The organism is Tritonibacter sp. SIMBA_163, from assembly GCF_046535935.1.
Taxonomy (GTDB): domain Bacteria; phylum Pseudomonadota; class Alphaproteobacteria; order Rhodobacterales; family Rhodobacteraceae; genus Epibacterium; species Epibacterium scottomollicae.
Map to the genome: position 1 here is coordinate 1 of NZ_JAWJBP010000006.1, position 22,025 is coordinate 22,025.

Below are 22,025 nucleotides of genomic sequence, written 5' to 3' on the forward strand. Positions count from 1 at the left end.
TCCGACATCAGGTCTCGTGCCAAGTTGGTCTCCATTACAGATACCAGCTTGAATCACGCCCGCGAGCGGATGTGAATTCCTTTTGTCAACACGACCTAAACAAGAGCGGGCATGCTATGTACTCGATTTCGCAGGAAGATGAAATGCCGAATGATCAACGAACCGACATCCGGTTCGTCAGGGCTGGCATACCGGGTATGGTTCCTGTCGAAATCAAGATTGCAGATAGATGGAGTGGGACAGCGTTATTCGCGAAACTCTAGGACCAGTTGTGCGGTGATTACCTGAGAGATGCAGAATCCATGAACGGGATTTACCTTCTTGTGAATGAGCAGGAGGGGAGGCATTGGGATTGCCCGATTCCCGAAATAAACGGTTGAGCGTCAGCTCTTTGGTTGTTGCGCTTCAGGAGTATGCTCAGAAGCTGATAGTTGATGAACTTGGAATCTCGAATATCCAAGTTATCGGGATCGATCTAACGAAGCGAAAGCAATCAATGCAAAAGGTGAAGGCTGTATCCTGTTTTCTTTACTAATTTATCCAAGCCACAGAGCCGTTGCGACATCGTTGAGATTGGGCTGAGACTCGTCATTTGCTGCGCCCGGCACGAATGGCAGCTCAGGGCTGTAGGCCGCCGCCTGTCCTTAGTGAAAGAAATTGTAAACATGAAAGCGCGCAGCTGATTAGGGGGGGGGTAAGCGTCCAGTCCGCTGTCATGGGCAATGGCCATGGGGTGACTGAAGTCCAATTGGAATGTTCACTCGGCTTTGAAAGGGGAAGCGGGAAGCCTGGCGCAAACCTCTAAGCCCTTCATATTTGCGAAAATCAAATAAGTTATTGAATTAAAGGGATTTCAGACTCTTTGGCATCATCCGCGACGCGCAAACTTACGCGCGCCACGCAAACTTATCAGCTTCCCTACAATGTTTCAGAAATCGAGATTTTCGACGCTGAGCGCATTCTTCTGAATGAACTCGCGCCGCGGCTCCACCACATCGCCCATGAGCTTTGTGAAGAGGTCATCCGCTTCGATCATGTCGTCGACACGCACTTGCAGCAACGTGCGGGCATCCGGGTCCAGCGTTGTCTCCCACAGCTGATCCGGGTTCATCTCCCCCAGACCCTTGTAGCGCTGCAGGCTGAGGCCTTTTTCGCCCTCATCCAAAATCGCCTTGAGCAGCTCCAACGGGCCATAGATCGCCTGCTGGCGGTCCTTGCGATGCAGCACTGCAGGCGTGCCATAGATCTCTTGCAGGGACTTGGTGAAGCTACCGGTCTTGCGCGCCTCACCAGAACGCAGCATTGGGCCATCCAACGTGCGCACCTCTTCGACGCCACGCAGAATGCGGGCCAGCCGAATGCCGTGATCCTGCGTGATGCGCCCCTGCCAGCCACGCTCATATTCCAGCGCAATCAGATCGAGACGGGTTGCAACCTTGTCAGCCACGCCCTGAAGATCGCTGTCCACTGCACCAGGCACGAAGGCACCCGCAATAGCAGATTGCTCGAGGATGTGGCGTGGATAATGCGTTGGAAATGCATCCAAAAGACGCTTCAGGCGGCGTGCCTCATCGACCACCCGGGTCAGATCCTGACCGGCAATTTCAGACCCGTCACCAAGACGCAGAAGCGCACCATCTACGCCCTGATTGATGAGGTATTCCTCCATCGCGGCCTCATCCTTGAGGTAGACCTCGGATTTGCCACGCGCCACTTTGTAAAGGGGCGGCTGTGCGATGTAGAGATACCCGCCCTCGATCAGCTCCGGCATCTGACGGTAGAAGAAGGTGAGCAGCAGCGTACGGATGTGCGCACCATCGACGTCCGCGTCGGTCATGATGACGATCTTGTGGTAACGCAGCTTTTCAATGTTGAACTCGTCGCGGCCGATACCGGTGCCGAGCGCCATCACCAGATTGCCAATCTCCTGACTGCCGAGCATACGGTCAAACCGTGCGCGCTCCACGTTCAGGATCTTACCCTTCAAGGGCAGGATCGCCTGAGTTTGACGATCACGACCAGTCTGGGCGGAGCCACCGGCGGAGTCACCCTCGACGAGGAAGACTTCGGTCTTGGAGGGGTCTTTTTCCGAGCAATCCTTGAGCTTTCCAGCGAGGAAATTCACATCCATCGCGGTCTTGCGGCGGGTCAGCTCGCGCGCCTTGCGCGCCGCCTCACGGGCCAATGCAGCTTCGATGATCTTGCCGACCACCTGCTTGGCCACGTTGGGGTTTTCCTCGAACCATTCAGAGAGCTTTTCACCCATCAGGCTCTCGACCACCGGGCGCACCTCGGAAGACACCAGCTTGTCTTTGGTCTGGGAGGAGAATTTCGGATCTGGCACTTTCACCGACAACACGCAGGTCAGGCCTTCGCGGGCATCATCACCGGTGAAGGAGATCTTCTCCCGTTTGGCGATACCGGAAGACTGTGCGTAATTGTTGATGGTCCGGGTCAACGCGCCGCGGAAGCCCGCCACGTGGGTGCCGCCATCGCGCTGGGGAATGTTGTTGGTAAAGGGCAGAACAGTCTCGTGATAGCTGTCGTTCCACCACATCGCGATCTCGATGCCGATCTCATCGCGCTCACCCTTGATGTAGATCGGGGCCTCCATGACGGGGCTCTTGGAGCGGTCGAGGTATTTCACGAATTCCTTGACGCCGCCCTCGTAGAACAACTCTGTCTCGAGCCGCTCGGCCGGGCGTTCGTCTGCCAGCACGATGCGCACACCGGAGTTCAGGAATGCCAGTTCCCGCAGGCGCTTTTCCAGCGTCTCGAACGAGAATTCCAGATTGGAGAACGTGTCGGTTGAGGCCAGGAAGCGCACCTCGGTGCCGGTGCGATCGCCGCAATCGCCAACGACGCTCAGGTGCTCTGCCGTGTCGCCACGTTCAAACCGCGCCACATGCTCCTTGCCCTTGCGCCAGATGCGCAGCTCCAGCCAGTCCGACAACGCGTTCACAACAGAGACCCCGACGCCGTGAAGGCCGCCGGAGACCTTGTAGGAGTTGCTGTCGAACTTACCGCCCGCATGCAGCTGGGTCATGATGACCTCCGCTGCCGAAACGCCTTCTTCCTGGTGGATATCCACCGGAATGCCGCGACCGTTGTCACTGACAGAGACGCTGGAATCGGCATGAATTGTGACTGTTACACGGTCCGCATGGCCAGCCAGCGCCTCATCGATGCCGTTGTCCACGACCTCATAGACCATGTGGTGCAGGCCGGAGCCGTCGTCGGTGTCGCCGATATACATGCCGGGCCGCTTACGCACGGCCTCCAGCCCCTTGAGAACCTTGATGGAATCGGCGCCATATTCTGTCGGAGCTTGCTCGTTTTCGGACATTCACGTGATCCTATTTTTACTTTCGGATTTTATACGCGCTCCAAGGGGGGATGTCACGCGCAAGCCCCCTTTTTTCTTGGCAGAATCATGCTGCGCGCGCCCCAAGTTCAGCTGATTTTTCACACCATGCTTTGACCTGTGACTCCGCCGGATGTGACGCTGGTGCAAAAGAGGTGAAACGGGTTGGCTTGATGCCCACAAAACCAAGGATTTGCCGCGACAGGATCTTCTTGATCGCGTTCCCGTAGAACAGTTTCAGGAAGATCGACGGCGTATCCGACGTCATCAGAACGCGCGCCGTTTTTCCGGTCAGCATCGGCGCGGGCAACCCAAGCGCAGAGGTGTTGCGCGTGTCGAAGGTGCGGCCCGGCAATAATGCGCGATCAAAAGCCCCCTTGAGCTTGGCGGGTATCGCTCCCCACCACAGCGGCGTTGTCAGCACCACATGCTCCGCCCACTCCAAATCGCCGACGAATGCCTCCAGATCCGCTTCCAGAGGCTTGGCGTTATGATAGCCACCCAGCCCGTAGTCCATGTCGAACTGCATCGCCGAAAGGTCGTGGTATCGAACCTCGTGACCGGCATTTATCGCCGAGTCCCGATAGGCTTCGGCAAGGGTCTTGTTGAGAGATGTTTGGCCGGGATGACCGTTCAGGATGATGATCTTTCGCGTGGACATGACAGGCTCCGCTCTGCTAATTGTGACCGCGGTCAATTTGCCGCTGCCCCGTCAATGTCCACAAAAGTGACCATGGTCAACTTATAAATTGACCGCGGTCATATTTTTCTTATCGGAGGTTTCGACCCAATGCCACGCGCCCCGCAGAAACGTCGTTTGGAAACAAGGGCCAAGCTGCTGTCTGTCGCCGAGGAGATCATCGACACACAGGGCTGCTCCGCGCTGCGCGTTGAAGACGTGGTGGAGAAAGCCGGCGTCGCCAAAGGCACGTTCTTCTCGCATTTCGGCGACAAGGACGGGCTGCTGACGGTGATTCTCGGCGCTCGGGTGATGGGTTTTCTCGACGAGATGGAGGCCGCACCCAGGCCGCAGAGCCCCGCCGAGATCGCCGACCGGCTCGCGCCGCTTTTGAACTTCGTGGCGCAAGATCGGGTGATCTTCGACCTGCTGTTGCGCTATTCGGGCACCACCGGGGCGGAGGTGGACGAGGTCATCACCCAAGGCTTCATCCGCCAGATCACTATGTTTGCTGGCTGGATCAATGCCCTGCAGGCCGAGGGCACCCTGCGCGCCGACACGGACCCCGCACTGCTGGCAGAGGGTGTACAGGCCTTCCTGAACCATGTGCTCGCCATCGGCTTTTGCATGGAACACGCAGACAAGAGGCCACCTGCAGAGGCGATCTTGCCTTACCTGGAACGCTGGCTGGTCAGGTGAAGGGGATAATGGCCGCGACAGCGATCAGCAGATAGCCTGCGCCAAGGTTCATCCGCCTGAGTGCCGTGGGCGATGACAGCAACATCCGCACCCGCCCGACAAAGCCCGCGAGGATGATGTTGCCCAGCATCGGCACTACCATCGACACCACGATGATCGCCGCGATGTCCTGCGCGCTCACCGCAGAAAGATCAAAGAACCCAGGCAGGATGCCCATGTAGAACAGCGCTGCCTTGGGGTTGCCGAGGATCACGATGACCCCGGCCACAAATCCTGCCCAATGGCCAGGCCGGGTCAACCGGCTGTTGGTGCTGATCGGCTGGCCTGCGCTGCGGATCGTCGCAACCCCCATCACCAGAAACACCAGTACCGCCACGCCCTTCAGCACCAGCGCAATCTGGGCCGAGGCGGCGGTGATCCATCCAACCCCGAGGATCGCCACCAGCGGCCAGACAGCATCCCCAACCGAGACCCCGATCGCCAGTGGCCAGCCAGCGTAAAAGCCCCCCGCCATCGCCCGCGCCACCAGCGCCAGCCAGACCGGTCCGGGGGTGAGGAACAGCACAAAGACAGCGCCCGCGTAGATCGCGAGATCCCAGGGGGTCAAGGTCATGTCTGGCTCACTTCGCTTATACCAGTCCTGTCGGTTACAGTCAGATGCTGCGCCCGGTCGCCAAGCTCTGCAAACAACTCCGGCCCGGTGCCAGTCATCCAGGCCTGGGTGCCCAGGGCGCAAATCTCGTCATAAAGCGCGCCGCGGCGCCCCGCATCCAGATGCGCGGCCACCTCATCCAACAGCAGGATCGGTGCCGCCCCCTCCTCCGCCTGCAACGCGCGCGCATTGGCGAGGATCAGCGACACCAGCAGCGCCTTCTGCTCGCCGGTGGAACACTCTTTTGCTGGTAAATTTTTGGCGGCGTAAGTGCCCAATAGATCGCTGCGGTGCGGCCCCACCAGGGTGCGCCCGGCCGCCAGGTCGCGGGCGCGCCCATCCGCAAGTGCGGCGTGCAGATCGGCGGCATTTCCGGGCATTTCGCCCTCGGCCTGAATAAGCTGCAGATCGGCCACCGGAAAGGCGGTCTCGGCCTCGGCCTGTGCCGCCGCAAGCCGTGCCACCGACGCCACGCGAGTGGCGTGGATGCGGTGGCCGGCCTCTGCCATCTGCCCTTCCAGCACCCGATACCAACCGGCGTCGCGAACATTGTCCTTCAGCAGCCGGTTACGCTCCCGCATCGCCTTTTCATAGGTCAATGTCGCCTCGGCATGATCGGGGTCGAAGCTGAGCGCGATCCGGTCCAGAAACCGCCGCCGCCCCTCAGCGCCCTCGATCCACAGCCGGTCCATCGCAGGAACCAGCCAGACCACTCGGGCGATGCGACCCAGTGCCACCTGACTGGCGCTTTTGTTGTCGATCTTCACCTGCCGGGCATTGCCGCCCTCAGAAGATGTCTCCACCTCGTAGACCTGTCCGGTGGTCTGCAAGACTCCGCGCAGCTTCCAACCGAGCGCCTCGGGCTGGCGCGCCATGTCGGCAGCCGAAGCCCGCCGCAATCCGCGTCCCGGAGAAAACAGCGACACCGCCTCCAGGATATTGGTCTTGCCAGCGCCATTGTTGCCATGGATGGCCACAGGCCGCGCATCCAAATGCAAATCCGCCCGCAAATGCGAGCGGAAGTGAGAGATGAACAGGGAAGTCAGTGCCAGCACGGGCCTTCATCTTTCCAGAAATACCTCCGCCGGAGGCCGGGCCGAAAGGCCCGCTCCAACAGGGGTCAGACGCGCATCGGCATGACCACGTAAACCGCGCTCTCGTCGCTGCCTTCGCGCATCAGGGTCGGATCGCCGGAGGAGTTGAACATGAACACGGCGTTTTCGCGGTCCACCTGATTGGCGATCTCAAGAAGATACTTGGCGTTGAAGCCAATCTCCAGCCCCTCGTCGTTATAAGCCACTGCCAGCTCTTCTTCGGCGGCACCGCTATCGGGCGCGTTCACCGACAGCACCAGGCGGTCCTCGTCCAGCTGTAGCTTCACCGCGCGCGAGCGTTCCGATGACACCGTGGCCACCCGGTCCACCGCCTTGGCAAACTCGCTGGCGTCCACTTCCAGCCGCCGGGTGTTGCCCACCGGAATCACCCGTGTGTAGTCGGGGAAGGTGCCGTCGATGACCTTGGAGGTCAGGGTGATGTTCGGCGTGGCAAAGCGCACCTTGGTCTCTGAAACCGACACCGCGATGTCCATCTCGTCATCGTCCAGCAGCTTGCGCATCTCGCCCACGGTCTTGCGCGGCACAATCACGCCGGGCATGTCCTCGGCGCCCATCGGCAGATCCGCGTCGATGCGGGCCAGACGGTGACCATCGGTGGCGACGCAGCGCAGCACCTTGCCGCCGCTCTCACCGGTGGAGACATGCATGTAGACACCGTTCAAATAATAGCGCGTCTCCTCGGTGGAGATGGCGAACTTCGATTTGTCGAACAACCGGCGCAGCACGGCCGCGTTGGCGGTGAAATTCGAGTGATACTCCGAGGTGGCCATCACCGGGAAATCCTCGCGCGGCAGGGTCGCCAGCGAGAAATTCGACCGGCCGGCCTCTACGGTCAAGCGGCCCGTTGCGGCGTCCGCAGTGAGGGTCACCAGCGCGCCATCGGGCAGCTTGCGGACAATTTCATGCAGAGTGGTGGCGGCGACCGTGGTGGCACCGGCGCGCTCCACCTGAGCGGGGGCCTTGTCGACCACCTCGATATCCAGGTCGGTGGCGCGGAACATCACGTCGCTGCCCTCCGCCTCGATCAGCACATTTGCCAGGATCGGAATGGTGTTGCGCCGCTCAACAACCGACTGTGCCTGCGCCACAGCCTTCAGAAGCGTACCGCGCTCAATGCTGATCTTCATATCCCTCATTCCTCTTTGGCTGGCAGTCTTGGAAAGGCGGTGGTTGGACCGGACCGGCAGATTAACGCCCCCACCCTTCAACACAAGGTTTTTTATTGATTTCTCCAAGGGATTGGAGGGGCCGTCAAGGCCTGAGAGCCGCGCCTGTGCTCAAAGACAAAAAACATTTCCGGTTGCGTCTGATTTGCCGCGCCCCAAACAAAAACCGGCCCCGGTGGGCACCCGGGGCCGGTAAAGATCGGCAGATGAATTTGAGGCGCCACCTGCCTGTTTTCTTTTGGCGCTACGCCTCCAAAGAGCGGCGCAGCATTTCCACGTCTTCGGCGATTTGGCCGTCGATTGTTTTCAGCTCTTCGATGCGGCGCACCCCATGCATGACGGTGGTGTGGTCGCGCCCGCCAAAGCGGCGTCCGATTTCCGGCAGGCTGCGGCTGGTCAGCTGCTTGCAGAGATACATCGCCACCTGACGCGGCCGCGCATAGGAACGCAGGCGCTTGGGACCGATGATGTCGGACATGCGGATGTTGTAGTACTCCGACACCTTGCGCTGGATCTCCTCAACGGTGATCTTGCGCTCGGAGGCACGCAGCACATCCGCCAGACAGTCCTGCGTGAGATCCATGTCGATCTCACGCCCCACGAGCGAGGCGAAGGCGAACAGACGGGTCAGCGCGCCCTCAAGCACCCGCACATTGGTCGAGATCCGATGCGCCAGCAGCTCCAGCACACCATCTGCGATCTGCAGATCCGGGTAGTTCTTGCGGTTCTGCTCCACCTTGGTCTGCAGGATGCCTAGACGCAGCTCGTAATCGGTCGGATGCAGGTCCACCACCAGGCCACACTGCAGGCGGGATTTCACACGGTCCTCGAGATCCTTGATCTCGCCCGGCGCGCGGTCGGCAGAGATGATGATCTGCTTGTTCTGATCCACCAGCGCGTTGAAGGTGTGGAAGAACTCCTCTTGTGTGGAATCCTTGCCGGCAATGAACTGCACGTCATCGACCATCAGCACATCGACGGAGCGGAACAGGTGCTTGAAATCCATCATCTTGCGTTCGCGCAGCGCCTGCACGAAGCGATACATGAACTGTTCTGCCGACAGATACAGCACGTTCAGCTGTGGGTCGCGTTCTTTCAGCTCCCAAGCGATAGCGTGCATCAGGTGCGTCTTGCCCAGCCCCACGCCACCATACAGCACCAGCGGGTTGAAGGTCACGGGACCGCCCTCGGCCACGCGACGCGCGGCAGCATGAGCCAACTCGTTGGGCTTACCCACAACAAAGCTGTCAAAGGTAAACCGCGAATCCAGCGGAGCCGCTTGCAGCTCTTCCAGCGGAGACTTCGCTGAGGCGACGGCGTCCCGCACGGCAGGTTGCTCCGAAACGGCATTCTGAGTCGAGGCCATCGGTGCCTCGATCGCTTCGGATACCGTCGGCTGTACCGGACGAGTCGGCGAATTCGCGGCGACCTTGAAGGCCAAACGCTGAACCGGTTCACCCGACAGGTTAAATTCATGCAGGATCAGATCCGCAAAGTTCTGGCTAACATAGTTGCCCATGAAATTTGTGGGCACCTGAAACGTAGCCACCCCACCGGAGACCTGCTCCAGTTCAAGCGGCTCAATCCATGTCGTAAAGTTGTTCTGTCCCACCGTCTTTAGCAAACGTTTTCTTAGTAGACCCCATGTGTCGTCTGTCATGCTGCGCCTCACGCATCCTATGTTATGGCCAATTGTAACGGCCTTTCGTATCGTCCCAATCCGCTTGCCACTAATGCGACAACCAGATGCGATCGGGCACAAAAAGAGCGCTGCCAGCCTGCAAGCAAGCTGACATTCACGTGTTTCGAAAACCGAAAACAACGTCAAAAGCGCGCGACACCACACAAACGTCCGCGACGCAAAAAAACGCTCAACCCTTAGATCGCTGAAGTAGGACAGATGCCTAAACACAGTGTTCAGCGCAGTGCGCCAATATATCACTGTCCCGGTGCCACGCGCAGCGCGCGGATCACCGGCCATGACAACTCTAATGCCCGTTAGAGTTGCCGCGAGCAGCCTGTCCCCCCAGCGAATGAATCGCTGTAACAGTGGTAGCAATTTCGGGCAGGGAGCGGCAACGAAACTATGATGTTGACTCCGGCTTCGGTGGCAAAGAATCCCCGAGACTCATCAGAAGTGACCGAAATCCCTAAGACAAAAAAACACCGCCATAGGCGGTGCTTTTTAGTATTGAAATCTAGAAAACCACCGCTTCCTGCGGCGCCCTAGAATCGTCTGTTCGCAAGTGCGAGTCGAGCCTTAGCCCAGGGCCTTCACACGCGCGGACAGACGGGAAATCTTACGGGATGCGGTGTTCTTGTGGTAAACGCCTTTGGTCACACCACGCATCAGCTCGGGCTGTGCCGCACGCAGGGCTGCGGTTGCAGCTTCCTTGTCGCCGGATGCCAGTGCTTCTTCGACTTTACGCAGGTAGGTGCGGATGCGCGAACGACGAGCTTTGTTAACAGCAAAGCGCTTTTCGTTCTGACGTGCGCGCTTCTTTGCCTGAGGTGTATTTGCCATGGTGTGGTGACCTTATCTTCGAGTTCGTAGTGTACAATAATGGCGAATGCCAGCCGAACCCGGATCAAGTCACCGGTCGTGATTCTAGCCAGAGCGGGCTGCACGCGCATGTATGACGGCGGTTTCTAATGGATTTCCTGTACAAGCGCAAGCAAGCAATGCGCCCCCGCCTCGGAGACGGTGTGGCCAAAGAAAAAGCGGGCACATCATGCCCGCTTTGTATCACTGTATCTCTTCGGCAGCTACCGGACCTCAGAGCCGACCAGAGGCTCCGCACGTCTTCGCAGGTGGCTCGCCCTCAAATCCCGATTACTTATCCCGGAACTGCGCTTCGCGCTTTTCGAGGAACGCTGCCATACCCTCTTTCTGATCTTCCGTTGCAAACATCGAGTGGAAAACCCGGCGCTCGAACAACATACCTTCGCTCAACGGCACTTCGTAGGCACGATTGACCGATTCCTTCACTGCCATCGAGGTCAGCACCGATTTTTCGGTGATCTTCTGAGCGGCAGCCATGGTCTCTTCCAGCAGCTTCTTGGCCGGGACGACCCGTGATACCAGACCAGCACGCTCTGCTTCTTCGGCCGCCATGAAGCGCCCTGTCAGGTTCATATCCATGGATTTGGATTTGCCGACAAACCGGGTCAGACGTTGCGTGCCGCCCATGCCGGCCACGACACCGAGGTTGATCTCTGGCTGGCCAAATTTGGCAGTGTCCGCAGCAATGATGAAGTCGCACATCATGGCGATCTCACAGCCGCCGCCCAGCGCATAGCCAGAGACAGCCGCGATGATCGGCTTACGGATGGCCGAAATACGATCATTGGCAGCGGCAAACAGGTTCGATGTGAACACATCGACATAGCTCATTTCCGACATCTCCTTGATGTCGGCGCCCGCGGCAAAGGCTTTCTCCGAGCCGGTCAGCACGATGCAACGCACCTTATCGCTGGCATCCGCTTCTTCCAAAGCGGCACACAACTCACCCAGAAGGACGGAATTGAGCGCGTTCAACGCTTCAGGCCGGTTCAGCTTGATGAGGCAGACGTGGTCCTGAGTATCGACGTTGATCGTCTCATAGGCCATGACAGTTCGCTTTCGATTGTTTCTCCTGAACTTCCAGTCCTTATCACGGCGGTTCTCGCTTTCAAGCTATCTTTGGCACTTGCCACAGTAGAACGAGGATCGCCCGGATTGGGTGATTCGAGCCACTGTACCATCGCATCCCTCGCGCCTGCAGGGCGCACCTTCGCGTCCATACACATCAAAGCTGTGCTGGAAATATCCAAGTTCTCCATTGGCTTGCCGGAAATCCTTGAGCGAAGAGCCGCCTGCGATGATAGCCTCCTGAAGCACTTGGCGAATGATCGGCACCAGAGACGCAACCCGCGTTTCACTGATCCGGCCCACTTCGCGACGTGGCGAAATGCCCGCCCGGAACAGCGCCTCGCAGACGTAGATATTGCCCAGTCCGGCGATGATTCCCTGATCCAGCAGCGCCGATTTCACCGGCGTGCGGCGCCCCTTGAAGGCGGCGACCAGATGCGCCTCGTGAAAATCATTGCCCAAGGGCTCCGGCCCCAGCACCGCCAGCAGCTTGTGGCGGTCCGCGGTGGCCGTTTCCAGCAGATCCATCGCGCCAAAGCGGCGCGGGTCGTTGAATGTCACTCGGGCACCGTTTTCCATATGGAACACCACATGGTCGTGTTTCGCCTGCGCCGGGTGGTTATGCGCGAACTGCCCCAGCGGGTCGCCAGAGACGGTCATCCGCCCGGACATGCCCAGATGCACCAGCAGGGTTTCCCCGCTATCAAGATCCGCCAGGATGTATTTTGACCGCCGCCGCATCGCAACAACGCGCCGCCCGGACAGCCGATCCGCCATGCGGTCGGGAAAAGGCCAGCGCAGATCAGGACGGTTCACGTCGGCGCGTGTGATCACCGCTCCCTCCATCGAAGGCTGCAGCCCCCGCATCACCGTCTCGACCTCGGGCAATTCTGGCATTAGATGACTCCCTGACAGATGGGCGCATTGTACCGCCCTGTGAGCGCTCTATAACAAGTGCGAAACTGCGAGGACGGCAAGCCATATGACCGAGAAATCTGACAGCACCACCCATTTCGGCTTCCAATCCGTGCCGGAGCACGAAAAGGCGGGCCGGGTGCAGGGCGTATTCAACTCCGTCGCCTCCAAATATGACGTTATGAACGACGTGATGAGCCTCGGGATTCACCGGGTCTGGAAGGATGCGATGATGGACTGGCTGGCCCCGCGCCCCGGCCAGCGGCTGCTGGATGTGGCGGGCGGCACCGGCGATATCTCCTTCCGCTTTTTGAAACGCGCAGGCCACGGTCATTCCACTGTGCTGGACCTCACCGCGCCGATGCTGGAAGAGGGACGCAAGCGTGCCGAGGCCGAGCAGATGGCCGACAGTCTGGATTGGGTCACCGGTGACGCGATGGCACTGCCGTTCAAGGACAATACCTTTGACGTCTACACGATCTCTTTCGGCATCCGGAATGTGACCCGCCCGCAGGAGGCCTTGAACGAAGCCTACCGCGTGTTGAAACCCGGCGGCCGCCTGATGGTGCTGGAATTCTCGCAGCTGCCCAACGACGGGCTGCAAAAGCTCTATGATCTCTACAGCTTCAACGTCATCCCCCGCATGGGCGAGATGATTGCCGGCGACTACGACAGCTACCAGTATCTGGTGGAATCGATCCGCAACTTCCCCGATCAGGACAGCTTCCTCGGGATGGTCAAACAGGCCGGTTTCGAGAATGCCAAATTCCGCAACCTGTCCATGGGTATCGCGGCGCTGCATTCCGGCTGGAAGATCTGAGCCATGCGCGGTCCTCACAACATCATCCGCCTGATCCGGACAGGCGCCACCCTGGTGCGCACAGGTGCCATGAACGTGGTGCTCGACGCCTTTGATGCCCCGGCGCCCCTGCGCATGGTGGCCTACACGCTCGGCTGGCCGTTCCAGTGGCTGGGCTACAAGGGCGATCCCGCAATGCCCCCTGCCCCGCGCGCGCTGACAGCGCTGGGTCCGGCCTACATAAAGTTCGGCCAAGTGCTGTCGACCCGCCCGGATGTGGTGGGCGAGGACATGGCACTGCAATTGCGCGTGCTGCAGGACAAGCTGCCGCCCTTCGCCAAAGAGCGTGCCATGGCCGAGGTGGAAAAGGAGCTGGGCCGCCCGGTGTCTGAGATCTTCTCGGAGTTTTCCGAGCCGATCGCCGCCGCGTCGATCGCCCAGGTCCATCACGCGAAACTGGCCGAGACCGGCCAGGATGTGGCCGTAAAAGTGTTGCGCCCGGGCATCGAGCGCGCCTTTCGCAAGGATGTGGATGCCTTCTATTTTGCCGCCCGGATCGTTGATATCTGCGCCCCCGGCGCCCGGCGCCTGCGGCCGATGGATGTGATCGAACATTTCGACGGGGTGGTCCGGGGCGAACTGGATCTGCGGCTGGAAAGCGCTGCCGCCTCGGAATTTGCCGATAACACCGCCAAGGATGCGGGGTTCAAGCTGCCGCCGGTCAAATGGGACCTCTCCGCGCGCCGGGTGATGACGCTGGGCTGGGCCGACGGGCTACCGATCGGCGACAATGCGGCGCTGGATGCCGCCGGTCATGACCGGCGCGCCCTCGGCGAACGGGTGCTGTCGCTCTTCCTCAACCATGCCCTGCGCGACGGTTTCTTCCATGCCGATATGCATCAGGGCAACATGAAGGTGGCCGCCGACGGTGACATCATCGCCTATGACTTTGGCATCATGGGGCATATCGACCTCTACACCCGCCGGGTCTATGCCGAGATCCTCTATGGATTCATCAAGCGCGATTATCAGCGCGTGGCCGAGGTACATTTCGAGGCCGGATACGTGCCCGCCCATCAGGATGTGGACGAATTCGCCCGTGCTCTGCGTGCGGTGGGTGAGCCGATCTTTGGCATGGACGCAACCCATATCTCCATGGGCCGCCTGCTGAATTATCTCTTCGAGGTCACAGAACGGTTTGGCATGGAAACCCGCACCGAGCTGATCCTGTTGCAGCGCACCATGGTGGTGGTGGAGGGCGTGGCCCGCTCGCTCGATCCGCGCATCAACATCTGGGACGTCGCCAAACCGGTGGTGGAGGATTACATTAAGTCGTCGATCGGCCCCCGCGCCATCGCCGCCGATCTGGGCAAGACCGCGATGGTTCTGGCCCGTTTCGGCCCCCGTTTGCCGGGACTGGTGGAACGCGCATTGATAGCCCAGGCTGGCGAGCCGGAAGCCGATCAGGGCCATCGCCCGTGGAAACGCGCCGCCGCCCTCGGCGTGGTGGCCGGGATTGTCACAACCCTCCTCGCCACACATATGCTCTGACAGTAGGGGGCGCGGCCCAACGCCACGCCCCTCGTTCTTCTAACTCCAAACATCCCGGGGTGAATGGCCCAAAAGGCCAGAGGGGCAGCGCCCCTCCCCCAAGGCGCGGATCACAGCCGTTCGATCGCCAGCGCAATGCCCTGACCGCCACCAATGCACATGGTGATGATCGCGCGGGTACCGCCGGTGCGCTCCAGCTCATAGAGCGCCTTGACGGTGATGATGGCTCCCGTTGCGCCCACCGGATGGCCCAGCGCAATTGCACCACCGTTGGGGTTCACCCGATCTGCATCCAGTCCCAGCGCCTTGTTCACCGCCAGGGCCTGCGCGGCAAAGGCCTCGTTGGATTCGATCAGGTCAAAGTCACCCACAGTCATGTCGATCCGCTGCAGCAGCTTCTCCACCGCCGGGATCGGCCCGATGCCCATCACCTCGGGGCGCACGCCGGCATGGGCATAACCGAGGATGCGGGCCTTGGGTTTCAGCCCAGCCTTCTCCGCCGCATCCGCCGTTGCCAGCACCAGTGCTGCCGCGCCGTCGTTGATGCCGGAGGCATTGCCCGCCGTAACCCGGCCGTCTTTCTGGAACACAGCGCGCAAGCCTGCCAGCGCCTCCATCGAGGTGCCCTTGGGGTGCTCATCCACCTCAAACGGCACCATGTCGCGCTTGACCTTCACCTCGACCGGGACGATCTGCTCCTTGAAATACCCCGCCTCGATGGCCGCCGCAGCTCGGGTCTGGCTGGCCAGGGCAAAGGCGTCCATCTGGGCGCGGGTGATCTCGTGCTCATCGGCAACCTTCTCGGCGGTGACGCCCATGTGGCCCGTGCCGAAGGGGCAGTTCAGGGCCCCCAGCATCATGTCGAGGGATTGCACATCCCCCATCTTCTGCCCCCAGCGAGCCGAGGGCGTGATGAAGGGGCTGCGCGACATGTTCTCGGCCCCGCCTGTGAGTGCAAACTCCGCATCCCCCAGCATCAGGGCCTGAATACCAGAGACGATCGCCTGCGCGCCCGAGCCACACAGCCGGTTCACGTTCATCGCCGGCACACTGTCCGGCACGCCAGCTTGCATCGCCGCCACGCGGGACAGATACATGTCGCGCGGCTCGGTATTGATGACATGGCCATACACAACAGAGCCGATCTGCGCGGGCTCCACCCCGGACCGCTCCATCGCCGCCTGTGCCACCACGGTACCCAGATCGATCGGCGCAGTCCCCGCAAGCGATCCGCCAAAGGTGCCGATGGCGGTGCGCGCGCCGTCCAGAATCACGATATCGGTCATGTCTCACTCCTCATGTGCTTTGCCGATCACTATGCACCCGCAGCATCAACCTGTCGCCCGCAACGTCCCGTCATTGACACTCCCCAGCCGGCGCGCCACTACTCCGTTATGACGGAAACGACAGACGATATCCTGACCCTCCTGCCTGCCCGCCTGAAAGAGGCGCGCCGGGCGCAGGGTTTGAGCCTGGAGGCGGTGGCCAACCTCTCCGGCGTCAGCCGCTCCATGGTGAGCCAGATCGAACGCGGCGAAAGCTCGCCCACCATCGCGACCCTGTGGAACCTGACCCGGGCCTTGCAGGTGGATTTTGCCGGGCTCTTGGAAACCGGCGAGGCGGTGGATCATATCGAGGTGCTGCGCGCACCGCAGGTTCCGGTCATCGACAGCAAATCCGCCCGTTGCACCATCGCGATCCTGTCACCGCCAGAGGACGTCGGCGGGCATGAGGTTTATGACATCAGCTTTGCCTCGGGCGGCGCGCTGAACAGCCAACCGCATGGGCCGGGCACTTTGGAGCAGCTGACGGTGCTGGAAGGGGCCGTCGTGATCACCTCTGGCACCGCCAATGAGCAGCTGTCGCCGGGGGACACTGCACGCTACGCCGCGGATGTGCCCCATGCCATCACGGCCCTCGATGGCCCGGCGCGGGTGTTTCTGATCGTGAAGACGGGCTGAACGGCCCAAAATTCCAGTATTGCGGATTTTTTTCCGCAAAGCCATAATTCCACCTTTACGGATACACATCCAGTATGACAGACTTCGGGAAACAACCGGAGTCGTGCTCATGTCCAATGCTTTTCTCAGCCACATCAGCGAAACCCTGACGCAGATCGAGGCCGATGGTCTGTACAAGCGCGAGCGAATGATCACCTCGCCCCAGGCGGGCGAGATCCACGTGGGCGACCGCGCGGTCATCAACCTCTGTGCCAATAACTATCTCGGCCTCGCCGATCATCCAGACCTGATTGCGGCGGCCAAATCGGTGATGGACAAGAAAGGCTATGGCATGGCCTCGGTCCGCTTCATCTGCGGCACCCAGGATCTGCACCGCGAACTGGAGCAGCGCATTGCGCAGTTCCTCGGCATGGATGATTCGATCCTCTTTGCCGCTTGTTTTGATGCCAATGGCGGGCTTTTCGAACCGCTGTTGGGGCCGGAAGATGCGATCATCTCCGACAGTCTCAACCACGCGTCCATCATCGACGGCATTCGTCTCTGCAAGGCGCAGCGCTACCGCTATGCCAACAACGATATGGAGGACCTTGAGGCCAAGTTGAAAGACGCCCGCGCCGCAGGTGCGCGTCATATCATGGTGGCGACCGATGGGGTCTTCTCCATGGATGGCTATCTGGCAAACCTACCCGCGATCCGCGAGATTGCCGACCGTTATGATGCGGTGGTGATGGTCGATGACTGCCACGCCACCGGCTTCATGGGCACAAGGGGCGCCGGGACGCCGGATCATTTCGGGGTCGAGGTCGACATCCTCACCGGCACGCTGGGCAAGGCGCTGGGGGGCGCGATCGGCGGCTATATCGCCGGGCCGCAACCGGTGATCGACCTGCTGCGTCAGCGCGCGCGGCCCTACCTGTTCTCGAATTCCTTGCCCCCTGCGGTGGTGGCTGCGGGGCTGGAAGCGATCCGGCTGGTTGAGGAAGGCGCGGAGCTGCGTCAACAGCTGGTGGAAAACGCCCGGTTCTGGCGCGCCGGGCTGACAGAGCTGGGGTTTGACCTGTTGCCCGGAGAGCACCCGATCATCCCGGTGATGCTGGGCGACGCCAAGCTGGCGCAGGCGATGGCCGCAAAGCTGTTTGAGGAGGGTGTCTATGTCTCCGGCTTCTTCTTCCCGGTGGTGCCCAAAGGCAAGGCCCGCATCCGCACCCAGATGAACGCCGCCCTGACCCGGGATGAGCTGACCCGGGCGCTTGGTGCATTTGAACGGGCTGGCAAAGCTTGCGGGGTGATTTGAGATGCGACCAAACACGATGAAAGCCCTGGAGAAATCCAAGCCCGAGGAAGGCCTGTGGATGGTACAGGCGCCGGTGCCGGAGATCGGACCTGATGAGGTGCTGATCAAGATCAACACCACCGGCATCTGCGGCACCGATATCCATATCTGGAACTGGGATGACTGGGCCGCGCATACCGTGCCGGTGCCAATGATCACCGGTCATGAATTCGCCGGTGAGATCGTCGAGCTGGGCCGCAATGTCAGCGGGCTGAGCATCGGGCAGCGGTGTTCCGGCGAGGGGCATCTGGTGCGGACCGACAGCCGTCAGTCGCGCTCGGGCAAATTTCACCTCGACCCCGGCACCCGGGGGATTGGCGTCAACGAACAGGGGGCCTTTGCGCAATATCTGCGGCTGCCCGCCTTCAACGTCGTGCCGCTGCCGGATGACATCCCGGACGAGATCGGTGCCATCCTCGACCCGCTGGGCAACGCAGTGCATACCGCGCTGAGCTTTGATCTGCTGGGCGAGGACGTACTGATCACCGGCGCTGGCCCCATCGGAATCATGGCCGCCGCCGTGGCCCGCCATGCCGGCGCGCGCAATGTGGTGATCACCGATGTGAACCCAGACCGACTGACGCTGGCCGAGGAGGTCACCCGGGTGCGCACCGTGAATGTTGCCAAGGAGGACCTGAACGATGTGATCCACGAGCTGGGGTTGAAGGAGGGCTTTGACGTCGGGCTTGAGATGTCAGGCAACCAGCAGGCGCTTGATCAGATGGTGGAAGCGCTGGTGATGGGCGGCAAGATCGCGCTTCTGGGCATTCCGCCCGGCAAATCGCCGGTGGACTGGTCGCGGATCGTGTTCAAGGCAATCACCCTCAAGGGCGTCTATGGGCGCGAAATGTTCGAAACCTGGTACAAGATGATCGCGATGTTGCAGAACGGCCTCGACGTGAGCCGAGTCATCACCCACCGGTTTGCGGTTGATGACTTTGCCGAAGGTTTTGCGGCGATGAAGTCCGGTCAGAGCGGCAAGGTGGTACTGGACTGGACCAAAGCCTGAGTGGAGCTGACAAAAAAGGCAGGCGACCCGGGTTCTGGGCGCCTGCCTGAGTAAGGACAACGTGAATCACACCTCAACATCGCTGATGACAGGGGGCTGTCTGCATGGGGTTACAGACATGTCAGTATGTGAGACATGCAGTTCCTACATACAACCTTTGCGATAGTTAGTGCAACACAACTCTCTCAAGTATTTGCTCTGTTGGATCTATCCTTCCGGCAGCAGGCGTTGCCGTCCCTGATCGGTCAGGCACCAGGCCTGCGTCCCCTCGAACACCACCGGCACCAAAGCCCGTCCATAGCCCGCGCCGCAGTCGATATCGACGCGGTTGCCATAGTGCACGGGATACTGCTCTGCGGTGTGCCCATGCACCACCAGCCAGGGGTGCGGCGCGGCGTGATCCAGAAACCCGTCCCGGATCCAGACCAGATCGTTTTCCGCCTGATCCGCGAGGGCGATACCGGGGCGGACACCCGCGTGCACGAAAAGCAGATCGCCCGACAAATGGGACAGCGACAGGTTCCGCAAGAAGGTGACGTGATCCTCGGGGACCGTTGCCTTGGCCTGCCGATGCAGATCCTCCAACCGGATGCGATCCGGGACCTCCAGGCCATAGGACCCTAGCGTTGCAACGCCGCCGATCCGTTCATGGAACCAGTGATAGCCCACCAGCATGTGCGGATCATGCCGCGGCGCATCCTCCATGAACCATTCGAACATCCGGTCGTGATTGCCCTTGAGGCAGGTCCAGTTGCGCCCTTCGGTCTGCCCCTGCATCAACCGCGCGATCACGCCGCGACTGTCCGGGCCGCGATCCACATAGTCGCCGACAAAGACCACCTCGGCCTCCGGCCCGCCATCTGCTGCGATCAGCTCCAACGCGCGGTCAAGCTGGGCGGTCTGCCCGTGAATGTCACCGATGGCATAGATGGGTTTGGTCATAGCGGCTCTTCTTTCAGTTTTTCTGCAAGCCCGGGTCTTATCCGGCTAAGATCACGGAGAGATAACATCTCGACCGGTAACAAAGGCAAACGGGGCATCAAGGGCAAGGTGTAAACCCCGTCACCCAGGAAAGGAACGTGGGATGAAAGGAATAGCATTCGGATTCATGGTTCTGGCTGTATGTTTGGGCATACTCGGAATGATCTGGGGCATCCAGATGGCGGCCTCCAAGGACCACACTTTGGCAAATGCCCACGCGCATCTGAACCTGATCGGCTGGGTCGGCTTTGCGCTCTATGGATTTTACTATCACGTGGTGCCGTCCGCCGCACAGGGCCGATTGCCACGCCTGCATCTGGTGGTTTCGGTGCTGGCCGTGGGTACCATCGCGCCGGGTATCGCCATCGTCAAAAGCGGCGGCGGTGATGCGCTGGCCATTCTGGGCAGCTTTCTCACGCTCGCGAGCGCCCTGATATTCCTGTTCACGGTCATCCGCAGCCGCGCTGCGTGACGCAAGTTCGGGTCCGCCATTGCTGGCGAACCCGATCATCTCATAAGCCAGCCTGCACAAACGCGGTTCAGGCGACGTCGAACACCAGCGGCTTGATCTGGGTGAACAGGCCGGTTTCGGCCAGTTTCGCCCGTGCATCCGCAGGCACCGGTGCGTCGACATACAGAAGCGCGATCGCCTCGCCGCCCTCGTTCGACCGGCCAAGCGTAAAGTTGGCGATGTTCACATCCATGTCGCCCATGGTGCGACCCAGCGCGCCGATGATGCCCGGCACGTCGTTGTTCGTGGTGTAGAGCATATGCTGGCCCACCTCGGCGTCGATGTTGATGCCCTTGATCTGGATGAACCGCGGCTTGCCGTCCGAGAACACCGTGCCCGCAACCGAACGCTCCCGCTTGGCCGTCACCACCGTCACCTTGATGTAACCGTCAAAGGTGCCGGATTTGTCCTGGTTGGTGGTCGAGATCTGGATGCCGCGCTCCTTGGCCACCACGGGAGCGGAGACCATGTTCACGTCCGGGTTCACATTCTTCATGATGCCGGAGATCACCGCGCAATTCAGCGCCTCCAGGTTCATGTCCGACACCACACCATCGTAAAGCACGTTGATCGCAGTGATCGGCTCGTCCGACATCTGCCCGGCAAAGGAGCCGAGGTGATCGGCAAGCTTGATCCAGGGCCCCATGACCTTGGCTTCCTCGGCGGTCACCGACGGCATGTTGAGTGCGTTTTCCACCGCGCCGGTCAGCAGGTAGTTGGCCATCTGGTCGGCAACCTGCAGGGCGACGTTTTCCTGTGCTTCGGACGTCGCGGCACCCAGATGCGGGGTGCAAACCACATTCGGCAGGTCAAACAGCGGGTTGTCCTTGGCCGGTTCCACCGAGAACACGTCGAAGGCGGCACCCGCCACATGGCCGGAAGTCAACGCCTCGGCCAATGCGGCCTCGTCGACCAGTCCACCGCGGGCACAGTTGACGATGCGCACGCCCTTCTTGGTCTTAGCGAGGTTTTCGCGGCTAAGGATGTTCTTGGTCTGATCGGTCAGCGGCACATGCAGGGTGATGAAATCGGCGCGGGTCAGCAGCTCGTCCAGCTCGACCTTCTCGACCTGCATTTTCTTGGCCTTTTCCTCGCTGAGGAAGGGATCATAGGCCACGACCTTCATCTTCAGGCCCCGGGCGCGGTCGCAGACGATGCCACCGATGTTGCCCGCTCCGATCACGCCAAGGGTCTTGCCGGTCAGCTCGACACCCATGAACTTGGACTTTTCCCATTTGCCCGCATGGGTGGAGGCAGAGGCCTCGGGGATCTGGCGGGCAACGGCAAACATCATCGCAATGGCGTGTTCGGCGGTGGTGATCATGTTGCCGAAGGGGGTATTCATGACGATCACGCCCTTCTTGGAGGCGGCGTCCTTGTCGATGTTGTCGGTGCCGATACCGGCGCGACCGATCACCTGCAGCTTGTCCGCCGCTTCGAGGATGGTCGGGGTCACCTTGGTGGCGGAGCGGATGGCGAGGCCATCATACTGCCCGATAATCTCGGCCAGCTTGTCCTTGTCCTTGCCCACGTCGGGCAGGAAGTCCACGTCGATGCCACGGTCGCGAAAGATCTGTACGGCGGCGTCCGAGAGCTTGTCGGAGATGAGTACCTTGGGGGCCATTGTCTTGGTCCTTTGTCTGCGGGGGCCGGGATGCG

At 60.7% G+C, this 22,025-nt stretch carries 19 protein-coding genes; 7 read left to right on the forward strand and 12 right to left on the reverse strand.

From position 1 onward, the window contains the following. Positions 1-928: 928 nt before the first annotated feature. Together gyrB and R0J92_RS11390 are read right to left on the reverse strand one after the other, a co-directional pair. Positions 929-3,346, reverse strand: a complete 2,418-nt coding sequence (gene gyrB, locus R0J92_RS11385) for a DNA topoisomerase (ATP-hydrolyzing) subunit B (protein WP_106162353.1) — start codon at positions 3,344-3,346, stop codon at positions 929-931. 85 nt (positions 3,347-3,431) lie between these two features. Continuing rightward, positions 3,432-4,025, reverse strand: a complete 594-nt coding sequence (locus R0J92_RS11390; RefSeq protein WP_411051767.1) for an NAD(P)H-dependent oxidoreductase — start codon at positions 4,023-4,025, stop codon at positions 3,432-3,434. A 129-nt stretch (positions 4,026-4,154) separates the two neighbouring features. Here R0J92_RS11390 and R0J92_RS11395 point away from each other — a divergent pair, with 129 nt between their 5' ends. After that, positions 4,155-4,742 (forward strand): TetR/AcrR family transcriptional regulator, encoded by a 588-nt coding sequence (locus R0J92_RS11395; RefSeq protein WP_317384927.1) that lies wholly within the window; start codon positions 4,155-4,157, stop codon positions 4,740-4,742. On the opposite strand, the gene R0J92_RS11400 is transcribed toward R0J92_RS11395, so the two are convergent. From R0J92_RS11400 to mutM, 7 genes are all read right to left on the reverse strand, one after another. Further along, positions 4,735-5,355 (reverse strand): LysE family translocator, encoded by a 621-nt coding sequence (locus R0J92_RS11400; protein WP_411051768.1) that lies wholly within the window; start codon positions 5,353-5,355, stop codon positions 4,735-4,737. The two genes, R0J92_RS11395 and R0J92_RS11400, sit on opposite strands and share 8 nt — an antisense overlap. Next, a complete protein-coding gene (gene recF, locus R0J92_RS11405; protein WP_411051769.1) occupies positions 5,352-6,449 on the reverse strand; it encodes a DNA replication/repair protein RecF in 1,098 nt (365 codons plus the stop codon). Before recF ends, R0J92_RS11400 begins: the two co-directional genes overlap by 4 nt. Positions 6,450-6,514: 65 nt before the next feature. Beyond that, positions 6,515-7,636 (reverse strand): DNA polymerase III subunit beta, encoded by a 1,122-nt coding sequence (dnaN, locus tag R0J92_RS11410; RefSeq protein ID WP_106162358.1) that lies wholly within the window; start codon positions 7,634-7,636, stop codon positions 6,515-6,517. A gap of 283 nt (positions 7,637-7,919) precedes the next feature. Continuing rightward, positions 7,920-9,335: a chromosomal replication initiator protein DnaA gene (dnaA, locus tag R0J92_RS11415; protein ID WP_106162359.1), complete on the reverse strand. Its 1,416-nt coding sequence runs from the start codon at positions 9,333-9,335 to the stop codon at positions 7,920-7,922. Positions 9,336-9,935: 600 nt separating this feature from the next. Next, entirely contained in the window at positions 9,936-10,199 is a 264-nt protein-coding gene (rpsT, locus tag R0J92_RS11420) for a 30S ribosomal protein S20 (protein ID WP_106162360.1), read from the reverse strand. 309 nt (positions 10,200-10,508) lie between these two features. Further along, a complete protein-coding gene (locus R0J92_RS11425; RefSeq protein WP_106162361.1) occupies positions 10,509-11,285 on the reverse strand; it encodes an enoyl-CoA hydratase in 777 nt (258 codons plus the stop codon). 66 nt (positions 11,286-11,351) lie between these two features. Continuing rightward, complete coding sequence (gene mutM, locus R0J92_RS11430; RefSeq protein ID WP_106162362.1) at positions 11,352-12,203, reverse strand: bifunctional DNA-formamidopyrimidine glycosylase/DNA-(apurinic or apyrimidinic site) lyase; 852 nt, start codon at positions 12,201-12,203, stop codon at positions 11,352-11,354. A gap of 85 nt (positions 12,204-12,288) precedes the next feature. Here mutM and ubiE point away from each other — a divergent pair, with 85 nt between their 5' ends. Then, on the forward strand, positions 12,289-13,041 hold the full coding sequence (gene ubiE, locus R0J92_RS11435) for a bifunctional demethylmenaquinone methyltransferase/2-methoxy-6-polyprenyl-1,4-benzoquinol methylase UbiE (protein WP_106162363.1): 753 nt from the start codon (positions 12,289-12,291) through the stop codon (positions 13,039-13,041). A 3-nt stretch (positions 13,042-13,044) separates the two neighbouring features. Then, complete coding sequence (ubiB, locus tag R0J92_RS11440; protein WP_411051770.1) at positions 13,045-14,571, forward strand: 2-polyprenylphenol 6-hydroxylase; 1,527 nt, start codon at positions 13,045-13,047, stop codon at positions 14,569-14,571. 110 nt (positions 14,572-14,681) lie between these two features. On the opposite strand, the gene R0J92_RS11445 is transcribed toward ubiB, so the two are convergent. Continuing rightward, a complete protein-coding gene (locus R0J92_RS11445) occupies positions 14,682-15,857 on the reverse strand; it encodes an acetyl-CoA C-acyltransferase family protein (RefSeq protein WP_411051771.1) in 1,176 nt (391 codons plus the stop codon). A 108-nt stretch (positions 15,858-15,965) separates the two neighbouring features. Between R0J92_RS11445 and R0J92_RS11450 the strand changes: the two genes are divergently transcribed. The 3 genes from R0J92_RS11450 to tdh all read left to right on the forward strand — a co-directional run bounded on the left by R0J92_RS11450 (position 15,966) and on the right by tdh (position 18,874). Further along, positions 15,966-16,532 (forward strand): helix-turn-helix domain-containing protein, encoded by a 567-nt coding sequence (locus tag R0J92_RS11450; protein ID WP_411051772.1) that lies wholly within the window; start codon positions 15,966-15,968, stop codon positions 16,530-16,532. 109 nt (positions 16,533-16,641) lie between these two features. Beyond that, entirely contained in the window at positions 16,642-17,826 is a 1,185-nt protein-coding gene (locus R0J92_RS11455; protein WP_411051773.1) for a glycine C-acetyltransferase, read from the forward strand. A gap of 16 nt (positions 17,827-17,842) precedes the next feature. Further along, on the forward strand, positions 17,843-18,874 hold the full coding sequence (gene tdh / locus R0J92_RS11460; RefSeq protein WP_106162368.1) for an L-threonine 3-dehydrogenase: 1,032 nt from the start codon (positions 17,843-17,845) through the stop codon (positions 18,872-18,874). Positions 18,875-19,081: 207 nt separating this feature from the next. Here the strand turns inward: tdh and R0J92_RS11465 are convergent, their stop codons facing one another. Then, positions 19,082-19,816: a metallophosphoesterase family protein gene (locus tag R0J92_RS11465; RefSeq protein ID WP_411051774.1), complete on the reverse strand. Its 735-nt coding sequence runs from the start codon at positions 19,814-19,816 to the stop codon at positions 19,082-19,084. Between the two features lie 142 nt (positions 19,817-19,958). Here R0J92_RS11465 and R0J92_RS11470 point away from each other — a divergent pair, with 142 nt between their 5' ends. Then, positions 19,959-20,327 (forward strand): hypothetical protein, encoded by a 369-nt coding sequence (locus R0J92_RS11470; protein ID WP_411051775.1) that lies wholly within the window; start codon positions 19,959-19,961, stop codon positions 20,325-20,327. A 67-nt stretch (positions 20,328-20,394) separates the two neighbouring features. Here the strand turns inward: R0J92_RS11470 and serA are convergent, their stop codons facing one another. Further along, entirely contained in the window at positions 20,395-21,990 is a 1,596-nt protein-coding gene (gene serA / locus R0J92_RS11475; protein ID WP_106162371.1) for a phosphoglycerate dehydrogenase, read from the reverse strand. Positions 21,991-22,025 lie beyond the last annotated feature (35 nt).